The sequence below is a fragment of the Bifidobacterium polysaccharolyticum genome (genome assembly GCF_016101585.1).
Taxonomy (GTDB): domain Bacteria; phylum Actinomycetota; class Actinomycetes; order Actinomycetales; family Bifidobacteriaceae; genus Bombiscardovia; species Bombiscardovia polysaccharolytica.
This window is the reverse complement of record NZ_JACFQG010000001.1, coordinates 382,476-407,557: the sequence shown is the minus strand read 5'-3', so window position 1 is coordinate 407,557 and position 25,082 is coordinate 382,476. Positions and strand designations below refer to the sequence as shown.

At 60.7% G+C, this 25,082-nt stretch carries 20 protein-coding genes, 2 tRNA genes and 1 pseudogene; 19 read left to right on the top strand and 4 right to left on the bottom strand.

Annotated features, from left to right (window positions below; translation table 11 throughout):
• Positions 1-63: 63 nt before the first annotated feature.
• The 12 genes from glyA (at position 64) to H3T90_RS01610 (ending at position 11,063) form a co-directional block, all read left to right on the top strand.
• Positions 64-1,371, top strand: coding sequence for a serine hydroxymethyltransferase (glyA, locus tag H3T90_RS01665; RefSeq protein WP_110417070.1), 1,308 nt, complete (start codon positions 64-66; stop codon positions 1,369-1,371).
• A gap of 128 nt (positions 1,372-1,499) precedes the next feature.
• On the top strand, positions 1,500-2,804 hold the full coding sequence (locus H3T90_RS01660; RefSeq protein WP_046322825.1) for a glutamate-5-semialdehyde dehydrogenase: 1,305 nt from the start codon (positions 1,500-1,502) through the stop codon (positions 2,802-2,804).
• Positions 2,801-3,358, top strand: coding sequence for a hypothetical protein (locus H3T90_RS01655; protein ID WP_046323738.1), 558 nt, complete (start codon positions 2,801-2,803; stop codon positions 3,356-3,358). The genes H3T90_RS01660 and H3T90_RS01655 overlap by 4 nt, the downstream gene beginning before the upstream one ends.
• Positions 3,359-3,363: 5 nt before the next feature.
• Positions 3,364-4,044 carry a nicotinate-nucleotide adenylyltransferase gene (gene nadD / locus H3T90_RS01650; protein ID WP_121913372.1) on the top strand — a complete coding sequence of 227 codons (681 nt, stop codon included), beginning with the start codon at positions 3,364-3,366 and terminating at the stop codon, positions 4,042-4,044.
• Between the two features lie 103 nt (positions 4,045-4,147).
• On the top strand, positions 4,148-5,164 hold the full coding sequence (locus H3T90_RS01645; RefSeq protein WP_029678934.1) for a ribose-phosphate diphosphokinase: 1,017 nt from the start codon (positions 4,148-4,150) through the stop codon (positions 5,162-5,164).
• Between the two features lie 82 nt (positions 5,165-5,246).
• Positions 5,247-5,317, top strand: a tRNA-Gln gene (locus tag H3T90_RS01640).
• A gap of 67 nt (positions 5,318-5,384) precedes the next feature.
• Positions 5,385-6,182, top strand: a complete 798-nt coding sequence (locus H3T90_RS01635) for an HAD-IIA family hydrolase (protein WP_015021717.1) — start codon at positions 5,385-5,387, stop codon at positions 6,180-6,182.
• A 14-nt stretch (positions 6,183-6,196) separates the two neighbouring features.
• The gene (gene glmU, locus H3T90_RS01630) at positions 6,197-7,573 is read left to right on the top strand and encodes a bifunctional UDP-N-acetylglucosamine diphosphorylase/glucosamine-1-phosphate N-acetyltransferase GlmU (protein WP_255297787.1); all 1,377 of its coding nucleotides are present in this window, start codon (positions 6,197-6,199) and stop codon (positions 7,571-7,573) included.
• A 41-nt stretch (positions 7,574-7,614) separates the two neighbouring features.
• A complete protein-coding gene (rsfS, locus tag H3T90_RS01625) occupies positions 7,615-8,091 on the top strand; it encodes a ribosome silencing factor (RefSeq protein WP_046322826.1) in 477 nt (158 codons plus the stop codon).
• On the top strand, positions 8,084-8,824 hold the full coding sequence (locus H3T90_RS01620) for a histidine phosphatase family protein (protein ID WP_046322827.1): 741 nt from the start codon (positions 8,084-8,086) through the stop codon (positions 8,822-8,824). The genes rsfS and H3T90_RS01620 overlap by 8 nt, the downstream gene beginning before the upstream one ends.
• Positions 8,825-8,919: 95 nt before the next feature.
• Complete coding sequence (locus H3T90_RS01615; protein ID WP_198190700.1) at positions 8,920-9,849, top strand: hypothetical protein; 930 nt, start codon at positions 8,920-8,922, stop codon at positions 9,847-9,849.
• A gap of 128 nt (positions 9,850-9,977) precedes the next feature.
• The gene (locus H3T90_RS01610) at positions 9,978-11,063 is read left to right on the top strand and encodes a glycerol dehydrogenase (protein WP_198190701.1); all 1,086 of its coding nucleotides are present in this window, start codon (positions 9,978-9,980) and stop codon (positions 11,061-11,063) included.
• 89 nt (positions 11,064-11,152) lie between these two features.
• Here the strand turns inward: H3T90_RS01610 and H3T90_RS01605 are convergent, their stop codons facing one another.
• The 4 genes from H3T90_RS01605 to H3T90_RS01590 all read right to left on the bottom strand — a co-directional run bounded on the left by H3T90_RS01605 (position 11,153) and on the right by H3T90_RS01590 (position 15,190).
• Positions 11,153-12,121 (bottom strand): PfkB family carbohydrate kinase, encoded by a 969-nt coding sequence (locus H3T90_RS01605; protein WP_198190702.1) that lies wholly within the window; start codon positions 12,119-12,121, stop codon positions 11,153-11,155.
• The gene (locus H3T90_RS01600) at positions 12,114-13,580 is read right to left on the bottom strand and encodes a purine-cytosine permease family protein (protein ID WP_198190703.1); all 1,467 of its coding nucleotides are present in this window, start codon (positions 13,578-13,580) and stop codon (positions 12,114-12,116) included. The genes H3T90_RS01605 and H3T90_RS01600 overlap by 8 nt, the downstream gene beginning before the upstream one ends.
• 156 nt (positions 13,581-13,736) lie before the next feature.
• A complete protein-coding gene (locus tag H3T90_RS01595) occupies positions 13,737-14,732 on the bottom strand; it encodes an ADP-ribosylglycohydrolase family protein (protein WP_121913316.1) in 996 nt (331 codons plus the stop codon).
• Positions 14,733-15,117: 385 nt separating this feature from the next.
• Positions 15,118-15,190: transfer RNA gene (locus tag H3T90_RS01590), tRNA-Ala, on the bottom strand.
• A gap of 235 nt (positions 15,191-15,425) precedes the next feature.
• On the opposite strand from H3T90_RS01590, the gene H3T90_RS01585 reads away from it, so the two are divergent.
• From H3T90_RS01585 to H3T90_RS09075, 7 genes and pseudogenes are all read left to right on the top strand, one after another.
• Positions 15,426-16,427, top strand: coding sequence for a D-2-hydroxyacid dehydrogenase (locus H3T90_RS01585; RefSeq protein WP_046323743.1), 1,002 nt, complete (start codon positions 15,426-15,428; stop codon positions 16,425-16,427).
• Between the two features lie 5 nt (positions 16,428-16,432).
• Positions 16,433-17,245: a DUF1287 domain-containing protein gene (locus H3T90_RS01580; protein ID WP_046323744.1), complete on the top strand. Its 813-nt coding sequence runs from the start codon at positions 16,433-16,435 to the stop codon at positions 17,243-17,245.
• A gap of 106 nt (positions 17,246-17,351) precedes the next feature.
• Complete coding sequence (locus H3T90_RS01575; RefSeq protein WP_046322833.1) at positions 17,352-18,302, top strand: magnesium transporter CorA family protein; 951 nt, start codon at positions 17,352-17,354, stop codon at positions 18,300-18,302.
• Between the two features lie 9 nt (positions 18,303-18,311).
• Positions 18,312-19,142: a glutamate ABC transporter substrate-binding protein gene (locus tag H3T90_RS01570; RefSeq protein ID WP_046322835.1), complete on the top strand. Its 831-nt coding sequence runs from the start codon at positions 18,312-18,314 to the stop codon at positions 19,140-19,142.
• Positions 19,143-19,217: 75 nt separating this feature from the next.
• Positions 19,218-22,187 carry a leucine--tRNA ligase gene (gene leuS / locus H3T90_RS01565; RefSeq protein WP_198229377.1) on the top strand — a complete coding sequence of 990 codons (2,970 nt, stop codon included), beginning with the start codon at positions 19,218-19,220 and terminating at the stop codon, positions 22,185-22,187.
• Positions 22,188-22,286: 99 nt separating this feature from the next.
• Positions 22,287-22,952, top strand: a complete 666-nt coding sequence (locus H3T90_RS01560; protein WP_198229376.1) for a ComEA family DNA-binding protein — start codon at positions 22,287-22,289, stop codon at positions 22,950-22,952.
• A pseudogene (locus tag H3T90_RS09075) lies at positions 22,949-24,946 on the top strand (ComEC/Rec2 family competence protein); the annotation flags it as partial. The gene H3T90_RS01560 and the pseudogene H3T90_RS09075, both read left to right, overlap by 4 nt.
• Positions 24,947-25,082: the final 136 nt, after the last annotated feature.

Here is a 25,082-nt window from a genome sequence, read left to right as displayed (position 1 = left end):
GCGTACAGTATTGCCCACCAGCCCTGTATCCGTGGCTGGACCTTATAGACAAAGGAGTGACCCATGGTCGAAGAGAACCCGGTACAGCAATCCTACGATGTCCTGAACTCTTCGATCTCGCAGGTGGATCCGGAGATCGCTGCACTGCTGGATGGAGAGTTGGAGCGCCAACGCGGTGGTCTGGAGATGATCGCCTCAGAGAACTTCGTGCCCAAGGCCGTCTTGCAAGCCCAGGGATCCGTGCTGACCAACAAGTATGCCGAGGGCTATCCAGGCAGACGTTACTACGGCGGATGCGAGTGGGTGGATCAGGTCGAGAACCTTGCCCGGGACCGCGCCAAGGCTCTGTTCGGCGCCGAGTACGCCAATGTCCAGCCTCATTCGGGCGCACAGGCCAACGCCGCCGTCTATCAGGCCCTGATCAAGCCCGGCGACACCGTGCTGGGCCTGGCCCTGGATCATGGCGGCCATCTGACCCACGGTATGAAGATCAACTTCTCCGGACGTTTTTACCATGCCGAATCCTACGGGGTCGATCCGAAGACCTTCCGCATCGAGCCCGAGATCATCCGCCAGCGGGCCTTGGAAACCCATCCAGCCCTGATTATCGGCGGATGGAGCGCTTATCCGCGTATTGAGGACTTCGCAGCCATGAAGGAAATTGCCGACGAGGTAGGTGCCAAGTTCTGGGTGGATATGGCCCACTTTGCGGGTATGGTGGCAGCCGGCCTGCACCCCAGCCCGGTGCCCTATGCCGATGTGGTCTCCTCCACGGCCCACAAGACCCTGGGCGGACCTCGGTCCGGCTTCATCCTGGCCCGTCAGGAATATGCCAAGAAGCTCAACTCCTCGGTCTTCCCCGGCAACCAGGGCGGCCCGCTTATGCATGTGATCGCTGCCAAGGCTGTGGCCTTCAAGCTGGCAGGAACGCCTGAATTCAAGGAACGCATGGAGCGCACCCTGGAGGGTGCGAAGATCCTGGCTGAACGCCTGATGGCCAAGGATGTGGCCGACAACGGTATCACCGTGCTCACTGGAGGTACGGATGTCCACCTGGTCATGGTGGATTTGCGCAACAGCGAGATGGACGGCCGCCAGGGGGAGGACCTGCTGGCCAAGATCGGCATCACTGTCAACCGCAATACAGTACCTTTCGATCCTCGCCCGGCCTCTGTGGCCTCCGGTCTGCGCATCGGGACTTCCGCCCTGGCTACTCGCGGATTCGGCCCGGCTCAGTACGAGGAGGTGGCCGACGTGATCGGCACAGCGCTGGCCCAGGGTCCCCAGGCGGATCTGGATGCTCTCAAGGCCCGGGTGGACCGGCTGGTTGAGGCCTTCCCGCTCTATCCTGAGCTGGACCAGACCCACTGATTGGCCCTTGGAGGAGGGAGGTGCAGCAATGCCCTCCCTCCTCCTGTCATCATTGCCCTCACTGAGGGTTACAATCGGTACAGAATATGGGTCTGGCTGACCCGCGAGGGCGAAAGGATCTGACGAACATGAGTGAAAACGAGAACTCCAATCGTCAGGGTGTGTTCGATCGGGTCTGTGCCATGGCCGATGCAGCGGCTGTTGCACAAGCAGGTCTGGCAGGCATGACCGGCCAGGCCAGGAACGCTCTCTTGCTGGCCCTGGCCGATGCACTGATCGACCAGGCCGATCAGATTGCAGCAGTCAACGAGCAGGACTGCACGCAGGCTTTTGAAGAAGGAATGAGCGCCGGTCTGATCGATCGTCTGCGCTTGGACAAGGTTCGTATCGCGGATGCCGCCAGCGGCGTGCGCATGGTGGCCGGGCTGACCGATCCCCTGGGCGAGGTGGTTCGCGGCCATGACATGCCCAACGGCATGCGGCTCAATCAGGTGCGGGTTCCCTTGGGCGTGGTGGCCATGATTTATGAGGCCCGACCCAATGTCACCATCGATGTGGTGGCCCTCTGCCTCAAATCTGGCAATGCGGCCCTTCTGCGAGGGGGTCACGCGGCTGAACGCACCAATCACGCCCTTGTGGAGCTGATAGGCGGGGTACTTCGTGAGCAGGGATTGGATCCGGATCTGGTGGCTTCCGTAGACAGATACGGTCGCGAAGGGGCCCAGGCTCTGATGAAGGCACGCGGTCATATTGATCTGCTAGTGCCCAGAGGTGGCCGAGGGCTGATCCGCAGCGTAATAGAGCAGGCCACCGTGCCCACCATCGAGACCGGGGCTGGCAATGTCCATATTTATGTGGATCGCTCGGTGGATATGGATCAGGCCATTCCCATCATCGTCAACGCCAAGACCCAGAGGGTGGGCGTCTGCAACGCCGCTGAAAAACTGATCGTCCACAGGGATGTGGCCGCTGAGTTCCTGCCACGTGTTGCGCAAGCGCTGACCCAGGCCCAGGTCGAGTTGCACCTGGACGCGGTCTCCATGGACATCCTGGCCGGGCATGGTCTGCCAGAAGAACTGCTGGTTCGCGCTGAGGAAGCCGACTGGGACCGTGAGTATCTGGATTTGAAAATGGGGGTGCGCGTGGTGGACTCCCTTGACCAGGCAATCGAGCACATCAACCGTCACTCCACCGGCCATACCGAGGCCATCCTGGCCCGGGATTATGAGGCTGTTGAGGAGTTCTCCCGTCGCGTGGATTCAGCTGTGATCATGGTCAACGCCTCAACGCGATTCACCGATGGAGGCATGTTCGGCATGGGCGCCGAGCTGGGCATCTCCACCCAGAAGCTGCATGCTCGAGGACCCATGGGTCTGCAGGAGCTGACCACCACCAAGTGGATTGGCTACGGCAGGGGGCAGGTGCGGCCGTGAACGAGAAGATTGAAGAGCTCTTCCAACGCGAGCACGACAATCCGCGCATCTGGCTGAGGGTGGCTTCAGAGCGGCTGAGCCTGCTGCGGTACGTCTTTCTGGTCCAAATCGAGGACGGCATCCCGGATGCAGATCAGCGCTCCTGCCTGGAGTACGCCGATGCGGTCCTGATTGGCTGGCCCGACGAACATGCCGATGATGTATATGACCTGGACCAGGACCAGCTCAACAAGGTCAGGCATGACATCACCGTCATGGAGGAGCGGGTTCCTGTCTTCCGCAAACAGGAGCAGGAGGGGCGCATCGCCGATCTGTCTGATTCATTGGTAGCCATCACTGGATGCGTGGCCCAGGTCCGTCGAGCCTACCAGCCAGGCTTTCCCCTGCCCACCTATTCCGAGATCCGCCGTGTGGTTCAGGAAGAGTGGAATGCCGATATGGAGCGGATTGATCCCGACAGGGTCAACCCCAGCGCCGAGCAGATGCGCCAGGAGGCCGAGTCCGAAAACGAGGAGAACGCCTCGGAAGCCAGACGGGAGGGCGAGCAGGCGTGAACCGGATGATGTCTGAACTGTCCAAGGAGGGGGAGTCTGGGCAGGAGCCATCAGATATTGATCGGGCCTGTGGGCCATCCCACCATAACCGTCGACCTCGGGTGGGAATCATGGGCGGCACCTTCGACCCCATCCATAATGGCCACTTGGTGGCTGCCTCGGAGGTGGCCTGGGTCTACGACCTGGATGAGGTCATCTTTGTGCCTACCGGCCGCCCGGCCTTCAAACTGAACAAGACGGTGACCAATGCCGAGGACCGCTATCTGATGACCGTGATCGCCACGGCCTCAAACCCCAAGTTCACGGTCTCCAGGGTGGACATTGAGCGTCCTGGCATCACCTATACTGTGGACACCCTGCGCGACATCAAGCGGATGCGCCCCGACAGCGATCTCTTCTTCATCACCGGGGCGGATGCCGTGGCCGAGATCATGCGTTGGAAGGATGCTAACCGGATGTGGGATCTGGCCAAGTTCGTGGCCGTCTCCCGACCCGGCTACTCCTCCAGCCTGGACAACCTTCAGGTGCCTGCTCAGCGGGTGGATACCTTGGAGATTCCGGCCCTGTCCATCTCGTCCACGGACGTGCGCCGTCGCTCGGCCCGGGGTATGCCGGTCTGGTACCTGGTCCCGGATGGGGTGGTGCAGTATATCAACAAGCACGGGCTCTACCGTTCGGCTTCCTGAGCTTCGTATACCGTCGGACTCGCCAACACGAACTGCCCTGCTGTGTCAGCGCGCGCCATTATTATGGAGGCTGTCCGCTTCAGCGAAAACAACGTTTGGAGATATGGTGAGCGCGATACTCAAAGGCAGACCAGGAAAAAATCTCATACTTGTCACAGGCCGGACCCATCCCAGACTCGCGGCGGACGTGGCCGATCAACTCGGCATTGACGTCCTGGAGACGACAGCATACGACTTTGCCAACGGTGAGATGTATGTGCGTTATACGGAGTCGGTGCGTGGAGCCGATGTCTTCGTTTTGCAGACCCACTCCGACCCGGTCAACAAGTCCATCATGGAGCAGCTGATCATGATCGATGCCCTCAAGAGGGCATCGGCGCGGTCCATCACCGCTGTCTGCCCACTCCTGGGCTACTCCCGTCAGGACAAGAAGCATCTGGGCCGTGAGCCCATCTCCTGCCGGCTCATGTTCGACCTGCTCAAGGCAGCCGGCGCGGACCGAATCATGTCGGTGGACCTGCACGCCGCCCAGTCCCAGGGCTTCTTCGACGGGCCTGTGGATCACCTGATTGCCATGCCCGTGTTGGTGGACTATGTGCGCGACCGGATGGATCTGTCCAAGGTGGCCGTGGTCTCTCCCGATGCGGGCCGCATCCGGGTGGCCGAGCAGTGGGCCCAGCGTCTGGGAGGTGTGCCCCTGGCCTTCATCCACAAGACCCGTGACATCACCCAGCCCAACAAGGCTGTGGCTCACCGGGTGGTGGGCGACGTGCGCGGCCTGGACTGCGTGCTGGTGGACGACCTGATCGACACTGGTGGCACCATTGCCGAGGCCTGCAACGTGCTGGATGAGGCTGGGGCCAACTCCATCACTATCGTGGCCACCCATGGCGTCATGTCCGGACCCGCCGTGGAGCGGCTCAAGTCCTGCAAGGCCAAGGAGGTCATTCTGACCGATACGGTTCCCATTCCCCAGGAGAAGCGCTGGGATGGCCTGACCGTTCTGTCCATCGCCCCCCTGCTGGCCTCGGCCATCAAGGCGGTCTTCGAGGACGGCTCGGTGGCCCGCCTCTTCGACACGTATCCAGCTCATCATGGTCAGGGCTTCCTCTTCGCTTAAAGCCTTGCCTGCCTGGCATGGCGTGGCGTAATCGTCCGGCTGTGGCATAATGAACCTGGCGGGGCCTGAAGGGCTCCGTCTTTCCCCCATGGTGTAAAGGCAGCACACGGGTCTTTGGAACCCTTAGTCTTGGTTCGAATCCAGGTGGGGGAGCTTACGCTCGCCGATTCCGGTCGGAGACGGCCTCCTTGGGGTCGGTGACCAACCGAAAGGAACTGTCTTGGCAGTCAAGAAGATCGAAACCTGGCTCACCGACATGGACGGCGTGCTGGTGCACGAGAACACGGCCCTGCCCGGCGCTGCCGAATTCATCGACACCCTCAAGCGCAATAACCGCCAGTATCTGGTGCTGACCAACAATCCCATCTACACCCCTCGCGACCTTTCGGCCCGCCTTGGTCGTTCGGGTATCGATGTGCCTGAAGACCGGATCTGGACCTCAGCCTTGGCTACAGCCGACTTCGTGTCTCGGACTATGCCGCGGGGATCGGCCTATGTGATTGGTGAGGCCGGGCTGACCACAGCCTTGCACGAGGCCGGGTTCATTCTTTCCGATATCAACCCGGACTATGTGATTCTGGGCGAGACCCGAACCTACTCCTTTGAGTCCATCACCACAGCTATCCGCTTGATTCTGGGCGGGGCCCGTTTCATCTGCACCAACCCGGACGCCACAGGCCCCAGCGAGAACGGTGTCCTGCCTGCGGCGGGAGCCGTCGCAGCTCTGGTGACCAAGGCCACCAACCGGGAGCCCTACTTTGTGGGCAAGCCCAATCCCATTATGTTCCGCACGGCTCTAAACAGGGTGGGTGGCCACTCCGAGACCACGGCCATGATTGGCGACCGTATGGATACTGATGTGGTGGCCGGAGTTGAGGCTGGCCTGAACACCTTCCTGGTGCTGACAGGCATCACTACACGATCTGAGGTGGAAACCTTCCCCTACCGCCCTGACCAGGTGGTGGACTCCATTCAGGATCTGATCGACATCGCCGAGAGCGGGGTGGTGGAGTTTTGAGCGGCGGGCAGACGCTGACCGCTGGCATCATTCTGGCTGCAGGCGAGGGCACTCGTATGCGCTCGGCCCATCCCAAGGTTCTGCACACCCTGGCCGGCAAGACTTTCTTGCAGCGGGTCATGACTTCGGTGACTGCTCTGAATCCCGAGCTGACGGCTGTGGTAGTTCATCATCAGGCCGACCTGGTGGCGCAGGCTGCACGCTCTTACGATTCGCAGGTGCGCATCGTGCGTCAGGACAGCCGACCGGGTACGGGACGCGCGGTCCAGTGCGCCGTGGATCAGCTGGATGGAGAACTTCGACACGACGGTCAGGTGCTGATCGTCGCCTCCGACATGCCCCTGTTGGACGCAGACACGTTGCATCGTCTGCTCGACTATCATGTCAGCTCCGGCGACGGCGCCACCGTGCTGACAGTAAATCTGGACGATCCCACCGGATACGGTCGCATCATTCGTGACCAGGATGGACGGGTTCTGCGCATCGTCGAACAGCGGGATGCCACCGGCACCGAGCTGGCCGTCAAGGAAGTCAACACCTCTGTTTACGTCTTCGAGGCTGACCTGCTCCGACAGGCAGTCCGCGGCCTGGACGACAGCAACGCCCAGGGGGAGTTCTATCTGACCGATGCCTTGGAGACTGCTCGTCGCCTGGGCAGGGTCGGGGCCTTCGCCGCTCCTGATCCGCTCAAGGTTGAAGGGGTCAACGACAGGATTCAGTTGGCCGATCTGGCTAAGGCCCATAACCTGCGGGTCTGCCAGGAGTTCATGCGCCAGGGGGTGACCATCCTGGACCCATCCACCACCTGGATTGAGGACGACGTGGTCATCCAGCGGGATGCCGTCATTCTTCCCGGCTGCTTCCTGCAGGGTCATACCGAGATCGCCTCGGATGCCGTCATCGGCCCATATACCACCCTGATCGATGCGATCGTGGAGCCGCAGGCCAAGGTTGAGCGCTCCCGCGTGCAGGAGACCCGGATTGGAGCCCGGGCCAACATCGGCCCCTGGACCTATCTAAGGGCTGGCAACATCCTTGCCGAGGACACCAAGGCCGGGGCCTTCGTCGAGATGAAGAAGGCCACCATTGACCACGGGACCAAGGTTCCCCATCTTTCCTATGTAGGGGATGCGCACATAGGCCACGACAGCAACGTGGGTGGCGGATCCATCACGGCCAACTACGATGGCGTGCATAAGAACCGGACCGAGATTGGGTCGGAAGTGCACGTGGGCGCAGGGAATCTCTTCGTAGCTCCGGTCCAGGTGGGCGACGGAGTCACGACCGGAGCCGGTTCGGTCATCCGCCATCCGGTGGAAGACGGGGCCATGGTTTATTCCACTAATGACCAGCATCAGGTTCCGGACTGGAAGCCCGCCTGGGAACGGTAACCATGACAGCATCTGCTTCACAACGAGGAAAGGCGTGACAAGTGCCAGCATTGCAGGAATCCATCGACGCGGTCCGGGTGGCCGCTCGGGCTGCCAACGATGTCAAGGCCATGGATATCGTGGCCTTCGACGTCTCCCAACCCATTGCCATCACCGACATCTTCATGGTGGCCACCGGTAGCAACGAACGTCAGGTTCTGGCCATCGCCGAGGAGGTGGAGAAGCAGCTTCATCTGCAAAAGAATCTGGACCCGCGCTCTCGGGAAGGCGTCCAGGAGGCTCAGTGGGTTCTGCTGGACTACGGTGACTTCGTCATCCACATCATGCACAAACAGGCCCGAGCCTACTACGACCTGGAACGGCTCTGGAAGGACTGCCCCCAGGTGGACCTGCAGCTGGAGCATCCCTTCACCCTTGCCGATGATGACCCGGACGGCCAGCTGGCCTCCAAGGCGGATGATCTGAATGAGGATGATCTGCGCAGCCGTTTCGCTGATCCTCAGGAAAGCCATGACTGACACAGATACCACCGCCAAAGATAGCCGGCATGTGCGCTCCATGACTGTGGTCCGCCATGGGCAGACCTCATACAATGCAGGGCACAGGATGCAGGGCCAGATTGACATTCCTCTCAACAGCGTAGGCCGCTGGCAGGTGGAGAGGACCGGCGAGGAGTTGCGGGCTGAATATGTGGACGGCGCACCCCAAGACCGTCACCTGCTGGTGGTTTCCTCTGATCTGGGCCGGGCTGCTGCCACTGCTCATGCCTTCGCCGATCCATTGGATCAGCCGGTCCATCTTGATCGCGGGCTGCGTGAACGCAGCTTTGGCGAGTGGGAGGGAGCCAGTGCTGAGGAGGTTCGTCAACGCTGGCCTGAGGATTACGAATCCTGGTCCCGGGGCGCCGGGGGAGAGCTGCTCCACGGTGCCGAGACCAAGGCCCAGGTGGGCAAACGAGGCCTGGAAACCCTGAATCGATGGATTCACCGGGCTGGTCCGGACACGGATCTCATGGTCTTCTCCCATGGGTCCTTTATTGCCGAGACCCTTCAGGCTCTGCTGGGCATGGCCACTGCGTATCCCGAATACCTGGGCCTGGTCACCATGCGGAACGCCCACTGGGCGCGATTGATGCCACGAGACCTGCCAGACGGTGGCCTGCGATGGTCCATGATTGATTACAATCGTGGACCAGCCATCGCCATGCGGGGTGACTGGGACAATCCCAGGGGGCTGGTCCAGACCGACTGAGGTTTTTGGGCGATCGGCCCACCATCACACTATCGCCATGACCACCAGCTACCATAAGAGCGCAGCAACCAGCCGTTGGATCAAAAGGGGTCGGAGTGAAGCAGTTCTTTCATGACATTTCCTGGGCGCAGATCATCGCCGGCGCTCTTGCAGCCATGACCTCCTTCTGGCTGGCCGCCAAGATCGGCGTGGCGGGATCCATCATCGGCGTAGCCATCGGTTCCATCGTCTCTGCTGTGGCCTCGCAGATCTACAAGAATGTTTTGGAAGCCTCTGGCCAGAAGCTTCAGGAGTCCGTGGGCGGTAGTGCCGACAAGGATGATGACGATTCCAGAACTGAATCGAGTGCCGATTTAGCCGCCGATGGACAGACCACGGCGTTGCCGGCCCAGGGAAAGGGTCATCCAAACGATTCAAGCAATATTGCCGACGGATCGACCCAGGTAATGGCCCCGGTAGATGGGTCCACCCAGGTCATGCCTACGGTCGGTGACGAAGAGTCGGCAGCCAAGACCGGCAGAACCATTTCGTCAAGCAATGGACCACGAACCCATACGGCCTCCATTGCAGCAACCAGTAAGAAGAAGCTGGATCAGCGCCGGCGCAACGTCATCATTGTCTCTGTGGTCAGCGCCCTGGTGGCCGTACTGCTGTCCGCCCTGGCCATCAATGCTCTGACCAAGGGCGAAGGCACCGACAAGGTGGTTCGCAACGTGGTCAGCCCACCGACCAGCCAGGTGGTAACCCCCAACCAGGATGAAGAGACCCCCTCCAAACCGGTGCAGCGGACAGAGGAGCCCGAATATCAGTCGACCCCGAGTGCCCCTCAAAATCAACCTTCAGGAACGAATCAGAACCAGGGCAACGAACAGGGATCCGGGCAAAGTCAGCAGCATGGAGGCAACCCTACGAGCTCGCCTTCGCCGTCTGCCGACGCGACCAGCTCCACACCCAGTCCCTCAAGCACGACTTCAACACCACAGTCGTCACCGATGACAACGACCAGTCCCTCGCCTCACAACTGACGAACGACCCGGCGCGGCACACCCATTCCATCATGTAATGTGACTAGGGTCACTTTTGGACGGTCCAAGAGGCCCGTCTCGAAGGTCCCGGTCCTGAAGGTGGGATCAGCAATGAGAAAGGTGTGTATATGCGCAAGGTTCTGTGCTCTCCAGGCTCCTATGTTCAGCAGGAGGGCGCCATGGGAAAGCTGGCCGGAGAATATGCGGCTCTGGGCACCAAGGGCGCCCATCTGATCGTCGATCCGGTCATCGACGGGCTCTACCACGACGACATTGTCGCCTCCTTTGAGCACGATGGGATCCCCTACGAACTGATGAAATTCGGCGGCGAGTGCTCCATGGAGGAGATCGACCGTCATCGTGCCCATTTGGGCGGCAGTGACGCGGTGATCGGCATCGGCGGCGGCAAGACCTTGGATACCGCCAAGGCTGTGGCTCACTTCGCCCATCTGCCGGTCATGATTGTGCCCACGGCAGCCTCCTCGGATGCGCCTTGCTCAAGGCTGTCCGTGCTCTATACGCCTGAGGGTGTCTTTGACCGTTATCTGCCCCTGCCTGCCAACCCCAACGTGGTCCTGATGGATACCGACGTCATCGCCAAGGCTCCGGTGCGCTTCCTGGTATCAGGGCTGGGCGATGCCTTCGCTACTTACTACGAGGCCGCCGCCTGCGTGCAGTCGAACGCCGTGACCATGACCGGAGGCCACGCCACCATGGCCGCCTTTGCCTTGGCCCGTCTCTGCCGCGATACCCTGCTGGAAGATGGGGTCAAGGCCGTGGCCGCTGCCAAGGCCGGTGTGCGCACAGCTGCGCTGGAGAAGATCATCGAGGCCAATACGCTGCTGAGCGGTCTGGGCTTCGAGAGCTCTGGCCTGGCTGCAGCCCACGCCATTCATGACGGGATGACCGCCCTGGAGGGCACCCACTCCATGCTGCACGGCGAAAAGGTGGCCTTCGGCACCCTGGCCCAGTTGGTCCTTGAGGATCGGCCTCTGGAGGAGACCCGCGGGGTCTATGACTTCTTCCGCAGCGTGGGTCTGCCCACCTCCCTGGAGCAGATCGGCATCGGCCAGGCCAGCGAGGAGGATCTGCTCAAGGTCGGCGAGCATGCCTGCGGTCCCGACGAGACCATGGGCAACATGCCCTTCGGGGTGACTCCCACCGATGTGGCTCACGCCCTGCGCGCAGCCGATCAGCTGGGCAAGCAACTCTGAGTCCTCTTGCTCTGATCTTTCTTTGAGATGCCAAGCGACCGTCGGCATGGAGTCGGCGGTCGCTTTTATTTTTCCCGACGTTGCATTGGTCACCCTTGAAGCGAGCTGGCGGCCTTTCGTATGGCTTCCTCATCTGGGCATGTGGCTGGACCGGGCTGAGTAGTGGAAAGCGCTCCTGCACAGTTTGCCAATATCAGTGACTCCTCGATGGGCAGGCCTTGGAATATGCCGGCGCAAAGAACGCCCGAATGGGCATCGCCGGCACCGTTGGTGTCTATGGTACGAACCTGTGGGGTGGGAATGTACTTGATTTGCATCGCATTCTTGGGCTGGCAGTACCAGGCACCGCGAGCGCCGGCCCTAAGAACCACCGGACTGTCCAGTCTTAGCGAAAGCGAGCGGCAGAGGGATTCCAACTCGGTTACGTCGCCAGTTTCGAGTTGGCATCCCACACGTTCCGCCAGGATTGGTCCCTCGCGTTCATTCAGCGACCAGATCGGATGCAGTCCGTTGACCGCATCAAGCACATCCAGCTCAATATCGGCCACCATGGGTCCCACATCGAAGAGTACAGGAAATCCCTCGTCCTGGTGTTTCTCAGCAAAACCGACCAGGCTTCGGGTATTGTCCTTGTGACAGAAGGAATATCCGCTCAGATAGATGACATCGCCAGGAACCAGATTCATGCTTTCGTAGGTGCCCTCTGGTACGCGGGTCTCTGCGCCCCTTGCTGAAACAAAGGTGCGTTCGCCGGAGGGTTCGATCATGGCTACCGAGTATCCGGTATCGCAGTCTTCCAGAACAGGCCCTTGGGCGGGAACTTGAAGGGCGGCAAGGGCCACACGGACCATGTCCGCCATCGGACCTGTGCCAATCGCTCCCATGTAGGCTATGGGCGCTCCCATCTGCCTGGCTGCGCGAATCACGTTGTATCCGCCGCCAACCTTTATGGCACTTCGTCTGGCGAAAATGTCCCCTCCACGCTCCGGGAGGTGGTCGATGTCCATGCTAAGGTCAACCACCACCTGACCCAGATGGAGGATGCTGGGTTCAGTCATGGCTCCTGCTCCCCACCGCCACGGAATCCTTGGAGAGGAGGTGCAAAATGGCGTAGAGGATTCCTCCCAGGAGGAGGGATACGAGCCATGCTAGGCCGTTCCTGCCCAGGAAGCTGCCGGACAGCGGTCCTGAGAACCAGACTTCGTTCTTGGAGACCTGGGCCGTCACAAACAGAAAGCCGACGACTATCCCCACCAGCCAGCTGATGATGGCTGGGAGGTTGACTCCGTGCCAATACCAGTATGGGGAATCTGCTTGAAGATTCAGCAGGCCGTCCGAATCGTAACGCTTGCGGAAGATCATATCTGACAGGAAGATGCCTGCCCAGGTGCTCAGTGGCACTGCCAGCAGGGAGATGAAGGTGACGAAGGGGCCGTAGAATCCGTCGGAACCCAAGGTAAAGTACAAGGCTCCGCAGGTGGTCACCACCACATCGACCACGACCGCATAGACGCGGGGGATTCTGATGCCCAGGGTGATGGTGGTCAGGCCGGCCGAATATACGGAAAGGTTGTTTGACATAAGCAGGCCTGCAAATGCGGCAATCAGATAGGGGATTGAAACCCATGCAGGCAGAGCGCTTCGAACCGCGGCGACAGGATCGGCGGCGGAGGCAATGGTGGAGTTGCCTGCTGTCAGGACCGATCCCAGGCCGATGACCACGACCAGGGGGATTCCGGCGCCTGCCGCCGCGGTCAGGATCAGAGGGCCTGATTTTACCGAGGTCTTCTGGTAACGGGCCATGTCTGCACCGGAGTTGACCCAGCCGATGCCCGTCCCCGCAGCTATGGTGCCGACGCCAATCAAGAAAGCACTGGCTGAGCCGGGGGCATTGCCGAGGAAGGAGGACCAGTCGACGGTCGTGGCCAGATAGATGGCCACTAGGAGTGTAAGGGCGCCGAATATCCAGGTGGCCCACTTCTGCACGGTGAGAATGAAGGCGTGACCGGCGGCTGAGACCACCACGGTCAAGGCCACGAAGACGGCAATGCAGACGAAGGTCAGGAGGGGGGAGCGCTTGGCATCGGCTGAGGTTCCGAAGATGATGGCGATCAGGGAGAGCAGCGCAAAAGCGCCGGTCATCGTGTTCACCGTCTCCCAGCCCAGTCTGGACAGCAGGGCCACCAGCGTGGGGCCTGCATTGCCTCTGACGCCGAAAATGGCCCGGGACAGGGTCAGCGTGGGCGCGCCGCCTCTTCTGCCGGCTATGGAGATGATGCCGACGAGGGCGAAGGATCCGAAGGCTCCGATGATCGTGGCGAGCACGGCCTGCCAGAGGTTGAGACCCTGGGCAATCAGGGTAGCTCCCAGAGGGATTCCCAGAATTGAGATATTGGCGGCGAACCAGACCCAGAAGAGTTGTCCGGGCGATCCGTTCCTCTGGTCCTCGGGCACAGGTTCGATGCCCCTTTGCTCGACTCTGGAGAGGATGGTGCCCTCCTTTGGTGCAGTTGACATGGATTGTCTCCTTCGACTCAAGATGTACTGGATGTAGTGATGACTTGTCTGTTCAGTCCTGTGGTGTGGTCTGGGTGGACCCCATGGTCTTGGGGTTGAGTGGATTTTACATTGTTGTGTTCCTGAAGGATTCGACGGTATTCGTTTTGCGCTTTGCTACCTTAGGGCAATCAGGCCACGGGCAGTTTTCTGCAGGTCGAGGTGGGATACCGAAGCTACATGGGAGCAGAGTGCAGGGTCGAAGACCTCGGGACCTGTGCACGCGCCGGTCATTGCGCCGGTCATTGCGGCGATGGTGTCCGTATCGCCACCAAGGTTGACTGCGGCGAACAGAGCCGATTGAGGATTGTCGGCGAATCTCCAAGCCAGGGAAAAGGCGGCTGCCACAGACTCATTGGCCTCGACCGAGGTCCCGCAGTCTTCAATGAGGTGACATTCGAAATCGTCCTCATCGCTGAATTCCTCAGATAGTCGTATTGCCTGGCGAGCGCGTGCGGGGACCGATGCCTTCGGAGTCCAGGCCCCGGACGTTTCCATGGCGGGCACCATACGCAAGGACTCGTTCAGTGCCTGGCGAACGGTCATCCCCTCAAGCCCCAGGCTGACTGTCGTAGCGATCAGCGCAGCACTTTGGAAGCCTGCGACCGTGTCGTGGGTGACCTGGCAGGACTCGTAGATGCGATTGGCCAGTCGTCTGGTGTCCTCGGGCCTGTTGGCTATGCCTACCGGAGTGACTCGCATGGCGGCTCCGTTGGTGGTGCCGGTCCTTCCTGTGGTCATGATGTCCGCGCCCTGGCGAACCTGTTCCAGGGCCAGCTTGGTGGATGGTCCGAGCAAATCGAGCGATCCACGCGACTTCATGTCATCCTCCCAGGCCAGAAGACGCTTGGCAAACTCTTTCGGATCGATGTGTCCCTTACCCTCGATAGTCAGTTCCGCCACGATCAACGCCTGCTCGGTATCATCGGTTACAGACCCTGCAGGCATACCGGGAGCTATGGGCTGATCCGGAATGGCATCGCAAAGGGTGTGGATCCTGCCGTAGGCCTCATGTATTGCTGCAGGACTCATGCTCTGCGTGGGCATGCCCAACGCGTCCCCTAAGGACAACCCAGTAAGCGCGCCCAGTGCGCCCTTTTCAGTTCTGGTCATTGTTGTACAAGCCTCCGGAGTCGCTGCGATGAGCCTATTAATCTGTCTGCAGATAGACTGCGACATTTTTAATCAGAATCATTGTAAGGCCCCTGGAAGATTGTCAGTACGACGGATGCAGCAGGCAAGATTCGCACGGAAGAATGGGGAACTGAACGAGCTCCACCCAGTGGAGTGGGAGATAAAAACATTGCAGGCAATCTGGGGTTAAAGACTTGATCGAGATATCGAGATGTGTGTTCTATATAGTGCAGACGGCCATTGAACGGGATCGTCCGTCTACGCCGTACTGGAGTTTGGCAGTGCTGTCTTGGTCCAGGCTCCAGCATATGCAAGGGCATTGGATATAAAAAAGAATCCCGAGGTGACCTCGGGATTCTATCTGTGGAGCTAGGGGGATTCGAACCCCCGACCTTCTCCATGCCATGGAGACGCGCTACCAGCTGCGCCATAGCCCCGTACTTACCTTGCTTGGTGAAGCCTTGCTTATAGTACACCGGGATTGGCGAATGGAGCAACTCAGTGTGTTGCCCCGGAATTGCAGGGATTGTGAGCTATTTGATGGATTTTATCCTCGAATGGTCTTGGGTCGTTTTGAGCTTGCTAGTGCGCTAGCATGAGGGCAAGGGGCGACCAAGGGGGTCGGCAGCAACTGAAAGGCGGCGGACCATGACAGGCAAAGTCGATGCCGAAATGCGGGATGAAAAGCGGAACAAGGACCATCCCGGGGACCAGCTGATCATCAACTGCCTGCCCTTGGATAAGGGTGAGCGACAGGAATTCCTTCAGGCGGCTCCAGGCGTTCATCAGGAGTTCATTGTCGACACGGACATGCGGCAGAGCATGCATTGGCTCATCGATGTCCCTCAATCCCTCCGATCGGAGGCCACGATCATTTTGGGTAATCCGCCGGCCGAGCAGGTGATTGCCTGCCGTAACCTGGTCTGGCTGCAGACCAGCAGCGCGGGTGTGGATGCCTACCTGAAACCGGGGGTTCTGCCTCCGGATGCCATGTTGACCAGTGCCTCAGGCGTTTACGGGCAGTCGGTCTCCGAGCACATGTTCGCCATGATGTGGGCCCTGATGAAGGACCTTCCTGGTTACCGGGACAATCAACGCATGGGCCGTTGGGAACCTCGCGGGGCTGTCCTTTCACCGCGCGGTTGCCAGGTTCTGGTGTTGGGCACGGGGGATATCGGAGCCTCCTTCGCTCGTCTGGCCAAGGCTGTAGGCGCTCGGACCATCGGTATCAGGCGGCATCCCGACCAGCCGGTGGAGGGGTTCGACCGTCTGGCTGGTTTTGACGATCTGGATGCCCTGCTGCCTGAGATGGATGTAGTGGCTCTGGCCCTGCCTTCAACGCCGCAGACCAGACATATCATCGACGGCCATCGTCTTGCATTGATGAAGTCCACCGCCGTGCTGATCAACGCGGGCAGGGGAGATGCCGTGGATTGCATGGCTCTGGCCCAAGCCCTGGATAAGGATGGCATTTTCGGTGCAGGGCTGGATGTGACCGAACCGGAACCTCTGCCTGAAGACCACCCACTCTGGAGGCAACCACGCTGCCTGCTCACTCCGCATGTAGCCGGGGGAGCTCATCTCCCCTCCAACATGGACAAGGTTCGGGAAATTTGCCTGGATAATCTTCGTCGGTTCATGGATGGCAGACCCCTTCGCAACCGGATGAGGTGACCGCCGTGCCGACAGAGCAAAGCCGTAGCGGCAACAGTCGTGGGCGGACGACTGTTCTGCGGTGGGTGGCCGTTCTGCTGGCGCTTGCTTTGATTGTGGCGGGCTCCTTGGCCTTGGCTGGCAGGCTGATGGGTGTCGGATCTGCTCGCCATGATAATCAAAGTTCCTCTGCAAACGGCCGCAAGACCGCTTCCCATAGCCCTCTCGGGTATTCTCCTGAGCAGACTGCTGTCCACCCGCCTCTGATCTCGCCTGTGGACTACAACCACGACGGTGTGGACGATTACACGGCTATGGTGCGTGGAGCCCATCAGGAGGCACGCATCCATCCACGTTATGACAGCGGCTACTATCAGGGCGGCTATCCACCCGATGACCGGGGTGCCTGTACCGATGAGATCTGGAGGGCCTTCCGACAGGCCGGCTACGATCTGAAAGCCATGGTCGACGCTGACATCGCCTCGTCTCCTGGGGCCTATGCCGGAGTCATCAGCAGGCCTGATCCGAACATCGACTTCAGACGCACCAACGTCCTCGGCGTATTCCTGTCCCGGCACGCCCAGCGTCTGACCAACGACATCGCGGCCACCGACCAGTGGCAGCAGGGCGACATCGTCATCTTCGATACCTCCTGGCGCATCGGCATGGCCTCGGATAAAAGGGACAGCCGGGGTATTCCCTTGCTTCTGCATAACATGGGCCAGCGCGCCAGGGAGAACGACTACCTGGAATCGCCCGGTCATCGTCCCATCACCGGTCATTTCCGCTTCGACGCCTCCAAAATCCAACCCGCCGTCCTGCGCCCATGGAGGGGGTGACCAGGGACTACCCTGCGAAATTGAACACGGCGGCAACTGGTTATCTGCTACTATCGGTTCGGCCAGACACGTCGGCCGGGTTCGAGCACGAGAGGCGGTGATGGCGATGATGAGAGTATTCAGCACCATGAACGGGCAGATCGAGCAGATCGGCAAGGCTTCCAAGGGCTCATGGATATGCTTATCGGCGCCCACCGATGTCGAGCTGGCCAACGTCTCGCAGACCACGGGCATCGACCTGGCTGACCTGCGCGCCCCCTTGGACGATGAGGAGCGCTCGCGTGTGGACGTGGAGGACGAATACACCATGGTCATCGTTGACATTCCCCGGGCCGAGGAGCGCGACGGGCGGGACTACTACGAGACCATTCCTCTGTCCATCATCGTTACCGAGGATCTGATCGTCACCGTCTGCATGCAGGACACGGTTCTGCTCCATCCCTTTATGGAGGGCACCATTCGGGGTTTCAACACTTTCATGAAGTCCCGCTTCATCCTGCAGATCCTTTACCGTAACGCCACCCTCTATCTGCGCTACCTGCGCATCATCGACCGCGAGTCGGACCGGCTGGAGCTCAAGTTGCGCCACTCCATGCAGAACAGAGAGATTCTCATGCTGTTGGAGCTCAACAAGACCTTGGTCTACTTCGCCACCAGCCTCAAGTCCAACGAGATCGTCCTGGAGAAGCTGACCGGCCTGGAGCGGATCAAGCGCTACCCGGACGACGAGGATCTTCTGGGCGACGTGATTACCGAAAACAAGCAGGCCATCGAGATGGCCAACATTTACTCAAGCGTGCTTTCAAACATGACTGACGCCTTCGCCTCCATTGTCTCCAACAATGTCAACAACGTCATGAGGATCTTCACTATCATCTCCATCAGCCTGTCGGTGCCCACGCTGATTTTCTCCATGTATGGCATGAACTTCAACCAGGGTATGTTCGGCATGCCCTTTACCGACAAGCCCTGGGGATTTGCGGTCGTGGTGATTCTGTCAGGCCTGCTGACCGCCCTGGTAACCTGGTTCCTGACGCGCTCGAGAATGTTCAAGTAGGGGCCGGTTATGTTTGCACGCAGGATTGCGGCGGCTCTGGTTGCGCTGGTTCTGGCGGTGCCCCTGAGCGGGTGCGACCGCCAGGAGGATCGCTACCGGGCTGGTTCCATCGGGCCCAAGATCAGCGTGGGCATCTCCTTCGACCAGCCCGGGCTTGGATTCGCCCAGTCCGGCCAGTACCGGGGTCTGGATGTGGATGTGGCCCGGTACGTGGTCCACGAACTTGGATACGCCGAGTCGCAGATTGTTTTCCGCCAGGTGAAGCCTGCGGACCGCGAGCGCATGCTCGAACAAGGTCAGGTAGACATGGTCGTGGCTGGCTATTCCATCACCCAGGAACGGCAAAAGCTGGTGGATTTCGCCGGGCCTTACCTGGCTGCGGGGCAGGACCTGCTGGTTCGCCGCACTCAGAACGATATCGCCGGGGTGGAGGATCTGGCCCAAAAGCGGGTCTGCGTGGCATCTGGGTCCACCTCCGGGGCTCTGGTGCGCTCGCTGGCCCCCCAAGCCCAGGTACAGGAGCGGGAGGAGTTCCCCGAGTGCATCACGGCCCTGCTCAGCGGGGACACTGATGCCGCCAGCGGGGACGACTTTGCCCTGGCCGGCCTGACTCATGTTCGCGGCGGCGGCCAGCTGCGCCTGGTCGGCAATCCCTTCTCCCATGAACGGTACGGTATCGGCGTGCCCCACGGGGATCCGGAGCTGGTGGATGTCATTGACCAGGCTTTGAAGAGGATGATGCGGGACGGATCCTTCAAGGCCGCACTGGGTCGGGCCTCCAAGTCCATCGGCTTCTCCATCAATGCCGCAGCTCGCACCCTGCAGCCTGGCGACCACTGAGCACAGCTCCGGTTAGGATGACGGATGCTGGACATAAGCCTGGCTGTGTCCATGTGAATGGCGATAATTCACGATATGAACGCGAATGAAGACAGGGATCATCAGCAGACCCAGGAATCCGAACAGCCTCAATTCCGCTACGATGCCGCCATGGCTCAGACCATCGAGGAGCGCTGGCAGCAGCGCTGGGACAAGGAGGGCACCTTCTGGGCCGCCAACACCAAGGGCGACTTGACGGATGCCCAGGGAGATCATGCTGGGGGCCGCAGTCCCTACTTCGTCATCGACATGTTCCCCTATCCTTCGGGCAAGGGCCTGCATGTGGGCCACCCCTTGGGCTACATCGCCACAGATGTGGTCAGCCGCTATCACCGGATGAAGGGCGAGAACGTCCTGCATGCCATGGGCTATGACGCCTTCGGCCTGCCCGCCGAGCAGTATGCGGTCCAGACCGGCCAGCACCCCCGGGTCACTACTGAGCAGAACATCGCCAACATGCGGTGGCAGCTGCACCGGCTGGGGCTCAGCTTCGACGACCGCCGCTCCTTCGCCACCATCGATACCGACTACGTGCGCTGGACACAGTGGATCTTCTCGCGCATCTACGAGTCCTGGTATGACCCCGACTACCGCCGTGCAGATGGAGGGACGGGCTCGGCCAGGCCCATCAGCGAGTTGGTTGAGGCCTTCAAGTCCGGAAGCAGGCCCATCCCCGGCCATGCCGATGCCTCCTGGGATGACCTGGACGAGGCCGAGCGCTCCGAGGTGCTCAACGACTTCCGTTTGGCCTACATCTCTCGCTCGCCGGTCAACTGGTGCCCCGGACTGGGCACGGTCCTGGCCAATGAGGAGGTGACCGCCGAGGGGCGCTCGGAACGAGGTAACTACCCGGTCTACCAGCGTGAGCTCAAGCAGTGGTCCATGCGCATCACCGCCTACGGCCACCGGCTTCTGGAGGATCTGGATATCCTGGACTGGCCCGATAAGGTCAAGCTCATGCAGCGCAACTGGATCGGGGAGTCACACGGGGCTTCGGTGGACTTCACCGTGCCCAGCCCTGACGGCGATCAGACCATGGAGGTCTACACCACCCGTCCTGACACGCTTTTCGGTGCTACCTTCGCTGTGGTTTCCCCAGAGCACGACCTGCTGCAGCACTTGCCCCAGGAGTGGCCGGAAGATGTGCCCGAGCAGTGGAAGGGCGGCTATGTCAATCCTGCTGATGGTGTGCAAGCCTACCGACGGGCCGCCGAGGCCAAGACCGCCAAGGATCGCGTGGACGAGGGCGGAGCCAAGACCGGCCTGTTTACCGGGCTGTACGCGATCAACCCCATCACCGGGGCCAAGTTGCCCATCTTCACTGCTGACTACGTGCTGATGGACTACGGTACCGGAGCCATCATGGCTGTGCCAGGCGGTGACCAGCGCGATTACGACTTCGCCGTCAAGTACGGCCTTCCCGTCGTCTACACGGTCAGCCCACTGGCTGAGTCCGGACAGACCTTGGACGACTATCGGGGCAAGGCACCTTTCGTCTCTCACGACGGCATTGTGGTCGACTCTTCGGTTCAGGCAACCCAGGCCGCTGGCGACTCGCTCAGCTTGGATGGTTTGCGGGTTGACCAGGCCATCGAGAAAGTCACTGCCTGGCTGGAGTCGGCAGGCGTGGGCCATGGGACAGTCTCCTACCGGCTGCGCGACTGGCTCTTCTCCCGTCAGCGCTACTGGGGCGAGCCCTTCCCGGTGGTCTATGATGATCAGGGCCTGCCCCACCTGCTGCCCGACGATCAGCTTCCGGTGGCCCTGCCGGACGTGCCCGACTACTCGCCTAAGACCTTTGATCCCGAGGATGCCCAGTCCAGCCCGGAGGCCCCGCTGAGCCGCAACCAGGATTGGGTGAACGTGACCCTGGACCTGGGTGACGGACCCAAGGTCTACCACAGGGACACCAACACCATGCCCAACTGGGCCGGCTCCTGCTGGTATTACATGCGCTACATCGATCCCAAGAATGACCAGCACATGGTCGATCCGGAGGAATACGACTACTGGCTGGGGCCCAGGCACAACGCCACGGCCGGGGAGTCAGGCGGTGTCGACCTCTACGTGGGCGGTGTTGAGCACGCGGTACTGCATCTGCTCTATGCCCGCTTCTGGCACAAGGTGCTCTATGATCTGGGTTACGTTTCGTCCAAGGAGCCCTTCCACAAGCTCTTCAACCAAGGAATGATCCAGGCCTACGCCTTCACGGACCAGCGCGGTCAATACGTGCCCGCTGCCGAGGTGGAGGAGCATGATGAAGGCGGCGAGGTCAGCTACACCTGGCAGGGACAGCCGGTCAACCGCGAGTTCGGCAAGATGGGCAAGAGCCTGAAGAACATCATCACCCCTGACGACATGTACCGCACCTATGGGGCCGACACCTTCCGCCTCTACGAGATGAGCATGGGACCCCTGGACGAGTCCCGGCCCTGGAATACGCGCAACGTGGTGGGCGGCATGCGCTTCCTGCAGCGGCTCTGGCGCAACGTGATGGACGAACGGACCGGCGAGGTGGTTCTGGACGAGGGTGAGCTCGACCAGAAGACCCTGAAGCTGCTCAACGCCACCATCCACGACGTGACGGTGGAGATGGAGGCCATGCGGCCCAACACGGCCATCGCCAGGATGATCGTGCTCAACAACCATCTGACCGGGCTGAATCCGACGCCCAGGGCAGCCATTGAGCCCCTGGTACTTATGCTCTCGCCCATCGCCCCCCACATCTGCGAGGAGCTCTGGAGCCGTCTGGGACACAAGGAGTCCCTGGCGCACGCCCAGTGGCCGACCTGGGATGATCGCTATCTTGGCGAGGACACAGTCACCGCCGTTGTCCAGGTCAAAGGCAAGGTCCGCGGCAAGCTGCAGGTCAGTCCCGACATCGCGCCTGATGAACTCGAGGCCATGGCCCTGGAACTGCCCGCCGTCCAGGAGCGGCTGGGTGGCAAGGAGCCGCGGAAGGTCATCGTCAAGGCCCCTAAGATCGTTTCGGTCGTGCCGGCCTGATCCTGTACTGTCCGCAGCCAGGCTGTGGACGGATGACGACCTTCGACCACATAGCCCCCCGACCTCATATCGGGGGACTTTTCATGCCAGGCTGGGTCCATGAGCATCAACATCACCCAGCCGCCAGCGCCGCCCCTACAGGCTTTGGCCCTGAATCAATCGGTTCGTTCGGAGGGGTCAGCCGAAGGCAAGGCCAAGTCCCAGGTCCGACGGGATCGGCCCGTCTGGTCGTTTACGCCCCTCCAGGCCTTGACAGCCATCCTTATTCTGGTGTCGGCTCTTGCCCTAAGTCTGACCCTGCTGGCCCAGCAGGGACGGGCGCTGGCTGCAGGAGCAGCCGTTGACGGATCCGGGACCAGTTCATCGGCTCCTGCGAACGGTAATGTGAACAGCGCTGCACACCGAGGCAAGCAAGCCTCGGGTAACGAACGTAGCCGGGACACTTCGAGCGCAGTAGTAAGCGAGCAGGCCGATCCGGCCTCAGACTCCGCCCAACATACTGAAAAGACCGACAATGCTCATGCTGTGCCGGCCCCCAGTTCCTCTTCGGAGTCAGCAGACCAGGCGGGACGCGTGAATCTTAACAGCGCCAGCCAGCAGGATCTGGAAAATGTCAAGGGAATTGGCCCGGTCAAGGCTGCAAAAATATTGGAGCACCGGCGCGCCATCGGCGGTCGGTACACTTCGGTAGACCAGATCCTGGATGTTCCCGGCATCGGTGCCAAGACCTTGGCCCGCTTACGCCCATATTTGATGGCGCAATGATGGCCGTTCATTCAAGAGTTCACGCTGGGGTTCACGATGCAATTGATCAGGAGAACGGCAGCTGCAATCTTCGAATGCTCCCCGCTGCCTGTCTGGCCTGGGCGGTTGCACTACTGGTCCCATGGCTTCTGGACAGGAGCATGGGCGGAGTCATGCCAGTATCAGGCAAGAGCGGTGATTGGGCCAAGACGGCGGAGGATTCCAGAGGCGCTATGGCCGGCGGGAGTACACCCGGTGGAAGCATGGGCATGGCGGTCTGGATAATGCCGCTTGCCCTAGCGCTTCCATTACTCCTTGCAATGGTCCTGCTTGCCATCAAACTCGTCTGCTTGTCCGCCACCGTGGATCCCAATTGCAGAAGTCAGATATGTCGGCGGTCCCCTCGCTTACGCAGACGGAACCAGCTGTCCCGAGTTTGTGCGAGTCCTGGGCAGAAGAATCATAGGGACAAAAGTCGTTGGAACGAAAACCATCGGAATGCACCCTGCGTGAATACCACGAACACCAAAGACACCGTTTATAAGAATACGACTCATCGGGATATCCGGATTCAGTGGTTGCGCCGGTTCTCAAGCAAACGCTCATACCCTGGGTTCAGGCGCTATTCTGATTGCAAGTCTTCCTCATTCCGTTCTTCTTCCATGCTTGTTTCCGCCTTGCAAACATTGGTGTCCGCTTGGTTTGGTCCTCGGAGGCTACCAATGCTCGCCGTTCTGACTGCGGTGGCTTTGGCTGTAGCAACTGCCGCTGCAGTTGGTCATGAATCAGTCCGTAATGGGCCTGCAGCCCGTCAGATTCGGCAGGGGAAGGCACTTGCCGAGGTGCATGGCCGAGCTGTGGGCCCTATGAGCGCATCCTCTCGGCGAGGCTGGGACTGTCAGGCGGAATTAAAACTGAAATGGGTGACTTTGACCGGGGTGCGCATGCCTTCCGATGAACGGATCGTGCTCTTCGCCCGCAGCCGGTCATGCCTGTTGCAGCAGGGCGGACAGTATCGTGCGCGAGGCCTTTTGGAACCCCCCACGTACGGCCGTCCTATGCCTTGGCTGGACGTGGAGGATGGCTTGCAACAGGTCAGGCCGCCAGGACCCTGTAGACGATTGATAGCTCGTATGCAAAAGGCCTTTCTTGAACAGACCAGCAAGCTTGATGACCAGGGGCGAATCCTGGTGCCGGGGTTGACCATGGGCATCCTTGGTAACCAAGCCCTACCCGGGTCGGGTGGTTCTCTGGGCAGACCGGCAGTGGAGCCTGCATATGCTGCTCGTCTAACCCAGGATTTCCGGGCATCTGGCATCCTGCATCTGATGGCCGTCTCCGGCGGACACTTCATGATCCTGGCCTCGCTGCTGGTTTCGATCATGCGGGCCCTGCGCTCGCCGCCCTTGCTGATGTCCTTGGTTTTGTCTGCAGCCTATATGGGTTTGGGTATGCTGATGGTTCCCGGGGATTCAGTCTTGCGAGCTCAGGCCATGGGACTTCTTTCGGCATTGGCTCTGGCTGCCTGTCGGCCTGCCCAGTCATTGAACACCCTGTCCTGGTGTGTGCTGCTGATACTAATTCTGCGGCCTTCCATGGCAGCAAGTTTCGGCTTCGCGCTCTCCTGCGCAGCCGTGCTGGGCATCGGTCTGGGCAACCGGCGTTTGACGGCCTTTCTTGAAGACCATCTTCCTGCACTTCTTGCACGTCCATTGGCCCCGACCCTGTGTGCCCAGGCCGGGACGCTGCCCGTGCAGATGCTGATGAGTCCAGGACTGCCTCTGCTGGCCCCGCTGGCCAACCTGTTAGTCACTCCTGTGGTCGATGCTGCCACAGTGACCGGCCTGCTGGCTCTGCTCACCTCCTGGCTGTGGCCTCCAGTGGGGCTCTTGCTGGCACGACTGACCTCCCTGGGTACCGGAGTTATGGCTTTTACCGCCAAGTGGATGGGCGAGGCTATTGCTCCGGCGGCTTGGCCATCGGGGCCAGTTGGCAGTGCCTGCCTGCTTGGTCTGGGTCTCATGGCCGTGACTGATCACCGGCTGATTCGACTCATCCGCGTCCGGAGGCGGGACTGTTCATGGTCAACTGTGACAAACGTGGCTCCGGGGGTGCCCTTTCGGCCGTCGGCCTGGGCGTCAATCAGGGGCT

Coding starts and splice junctions, on each gene's coding strand:
- H3T90_RS01600 (WP_198190703.1), bottom strand. CDS start 13,580: ATGTCAACTGCACCAAAGGAGGGCACCATCCTCTCCAGAGTCGAGCAA.
- leuS (WP_198229377.1), top strand. CDS start 19,218: ATGAACGCGAATGAAGACAGGGATCATCAGCAGACCCAGGAATCCGAA.
- H3T90_RS01660 (WP_046322825.1), top strand. CDS start 1,500: ATGAGTGAAAACGAGAACTCCAATCGTCAGGGTGTGTTCGATCGGGTC.
- H3T90_RS01570 (WP_046322835.1), top strand. CDS start 18,312: ATGTTTGCACGCAGGATTGCGGCGGCTCTGGTTGCGCTGGTTCTGGCG.
- H3T90_RS01585 (WP_046323743.1), top strand. CDS start 15,426: ATGCGGGATGAAAAGCGGAACAAGGACCATCCCGGGGACCAGCTGATC.
- glyA (WP_110417070.1), top strand. CDS start 64: ATGGTCGAAGAGAACCCGGTACAGCAATCCTACGATGTCCTGAACTCT.
- H3T90_RS01605 (WP_198190702.1), bottom strand. CDS start 12,121: ATGACTGAACCCAGCATCCTCCATCTGGGTCAGGTGGTGGTTGACCTT.
- nadD (WP_121913372.1), top strand. CDS start 3,364: ATGATGTCTGAACTGTCCAAGGAGGGGGAGTCTGGGCAGGAGCCATCA.
- H3T90_RS01575 (WP_046322833.1), top strand. CDS start 17,352: ATGATGAGAGTATTCAGCACCATGAACGGGCAGATCGAGCAGATCGGC.
- H3T90_RS01620 (WP_046322827.1), top strand. CDS start 8,084: ATGACTGACACAGATACCACCGCCAAAGATAGCCGGCATGTGCGCTCC.
- H3T90_RS01560 (WP_198229376.1), top strand. CDS start 22,287: ATGAGCATCAACATCACCCAGCCGCCAGCGCCGCCCCTACAGGCTTTG.
- H3T90_RS01610 (WP_198190701.1), top strand. CDS start 9,978: ATGCGCAAGGTTCTGTGCTCTCCAGGCTCCTATGTTCAGCAGGAGGGC.
- H3T90_RS01645 (WP_029678934.1), top strand. CDS start 4,148: ATGGTGAGCGCGATACTCAAAGGCAGACCAGGAAAAAATCTCATACTT.
- H3T90_RS01595 (WP_121913316.1), bottom strand. CDS start 14,732: ATGACCAGAACTGAAAAGGGCGCACTGGGCGCGCTTACTGGGTTGTCC.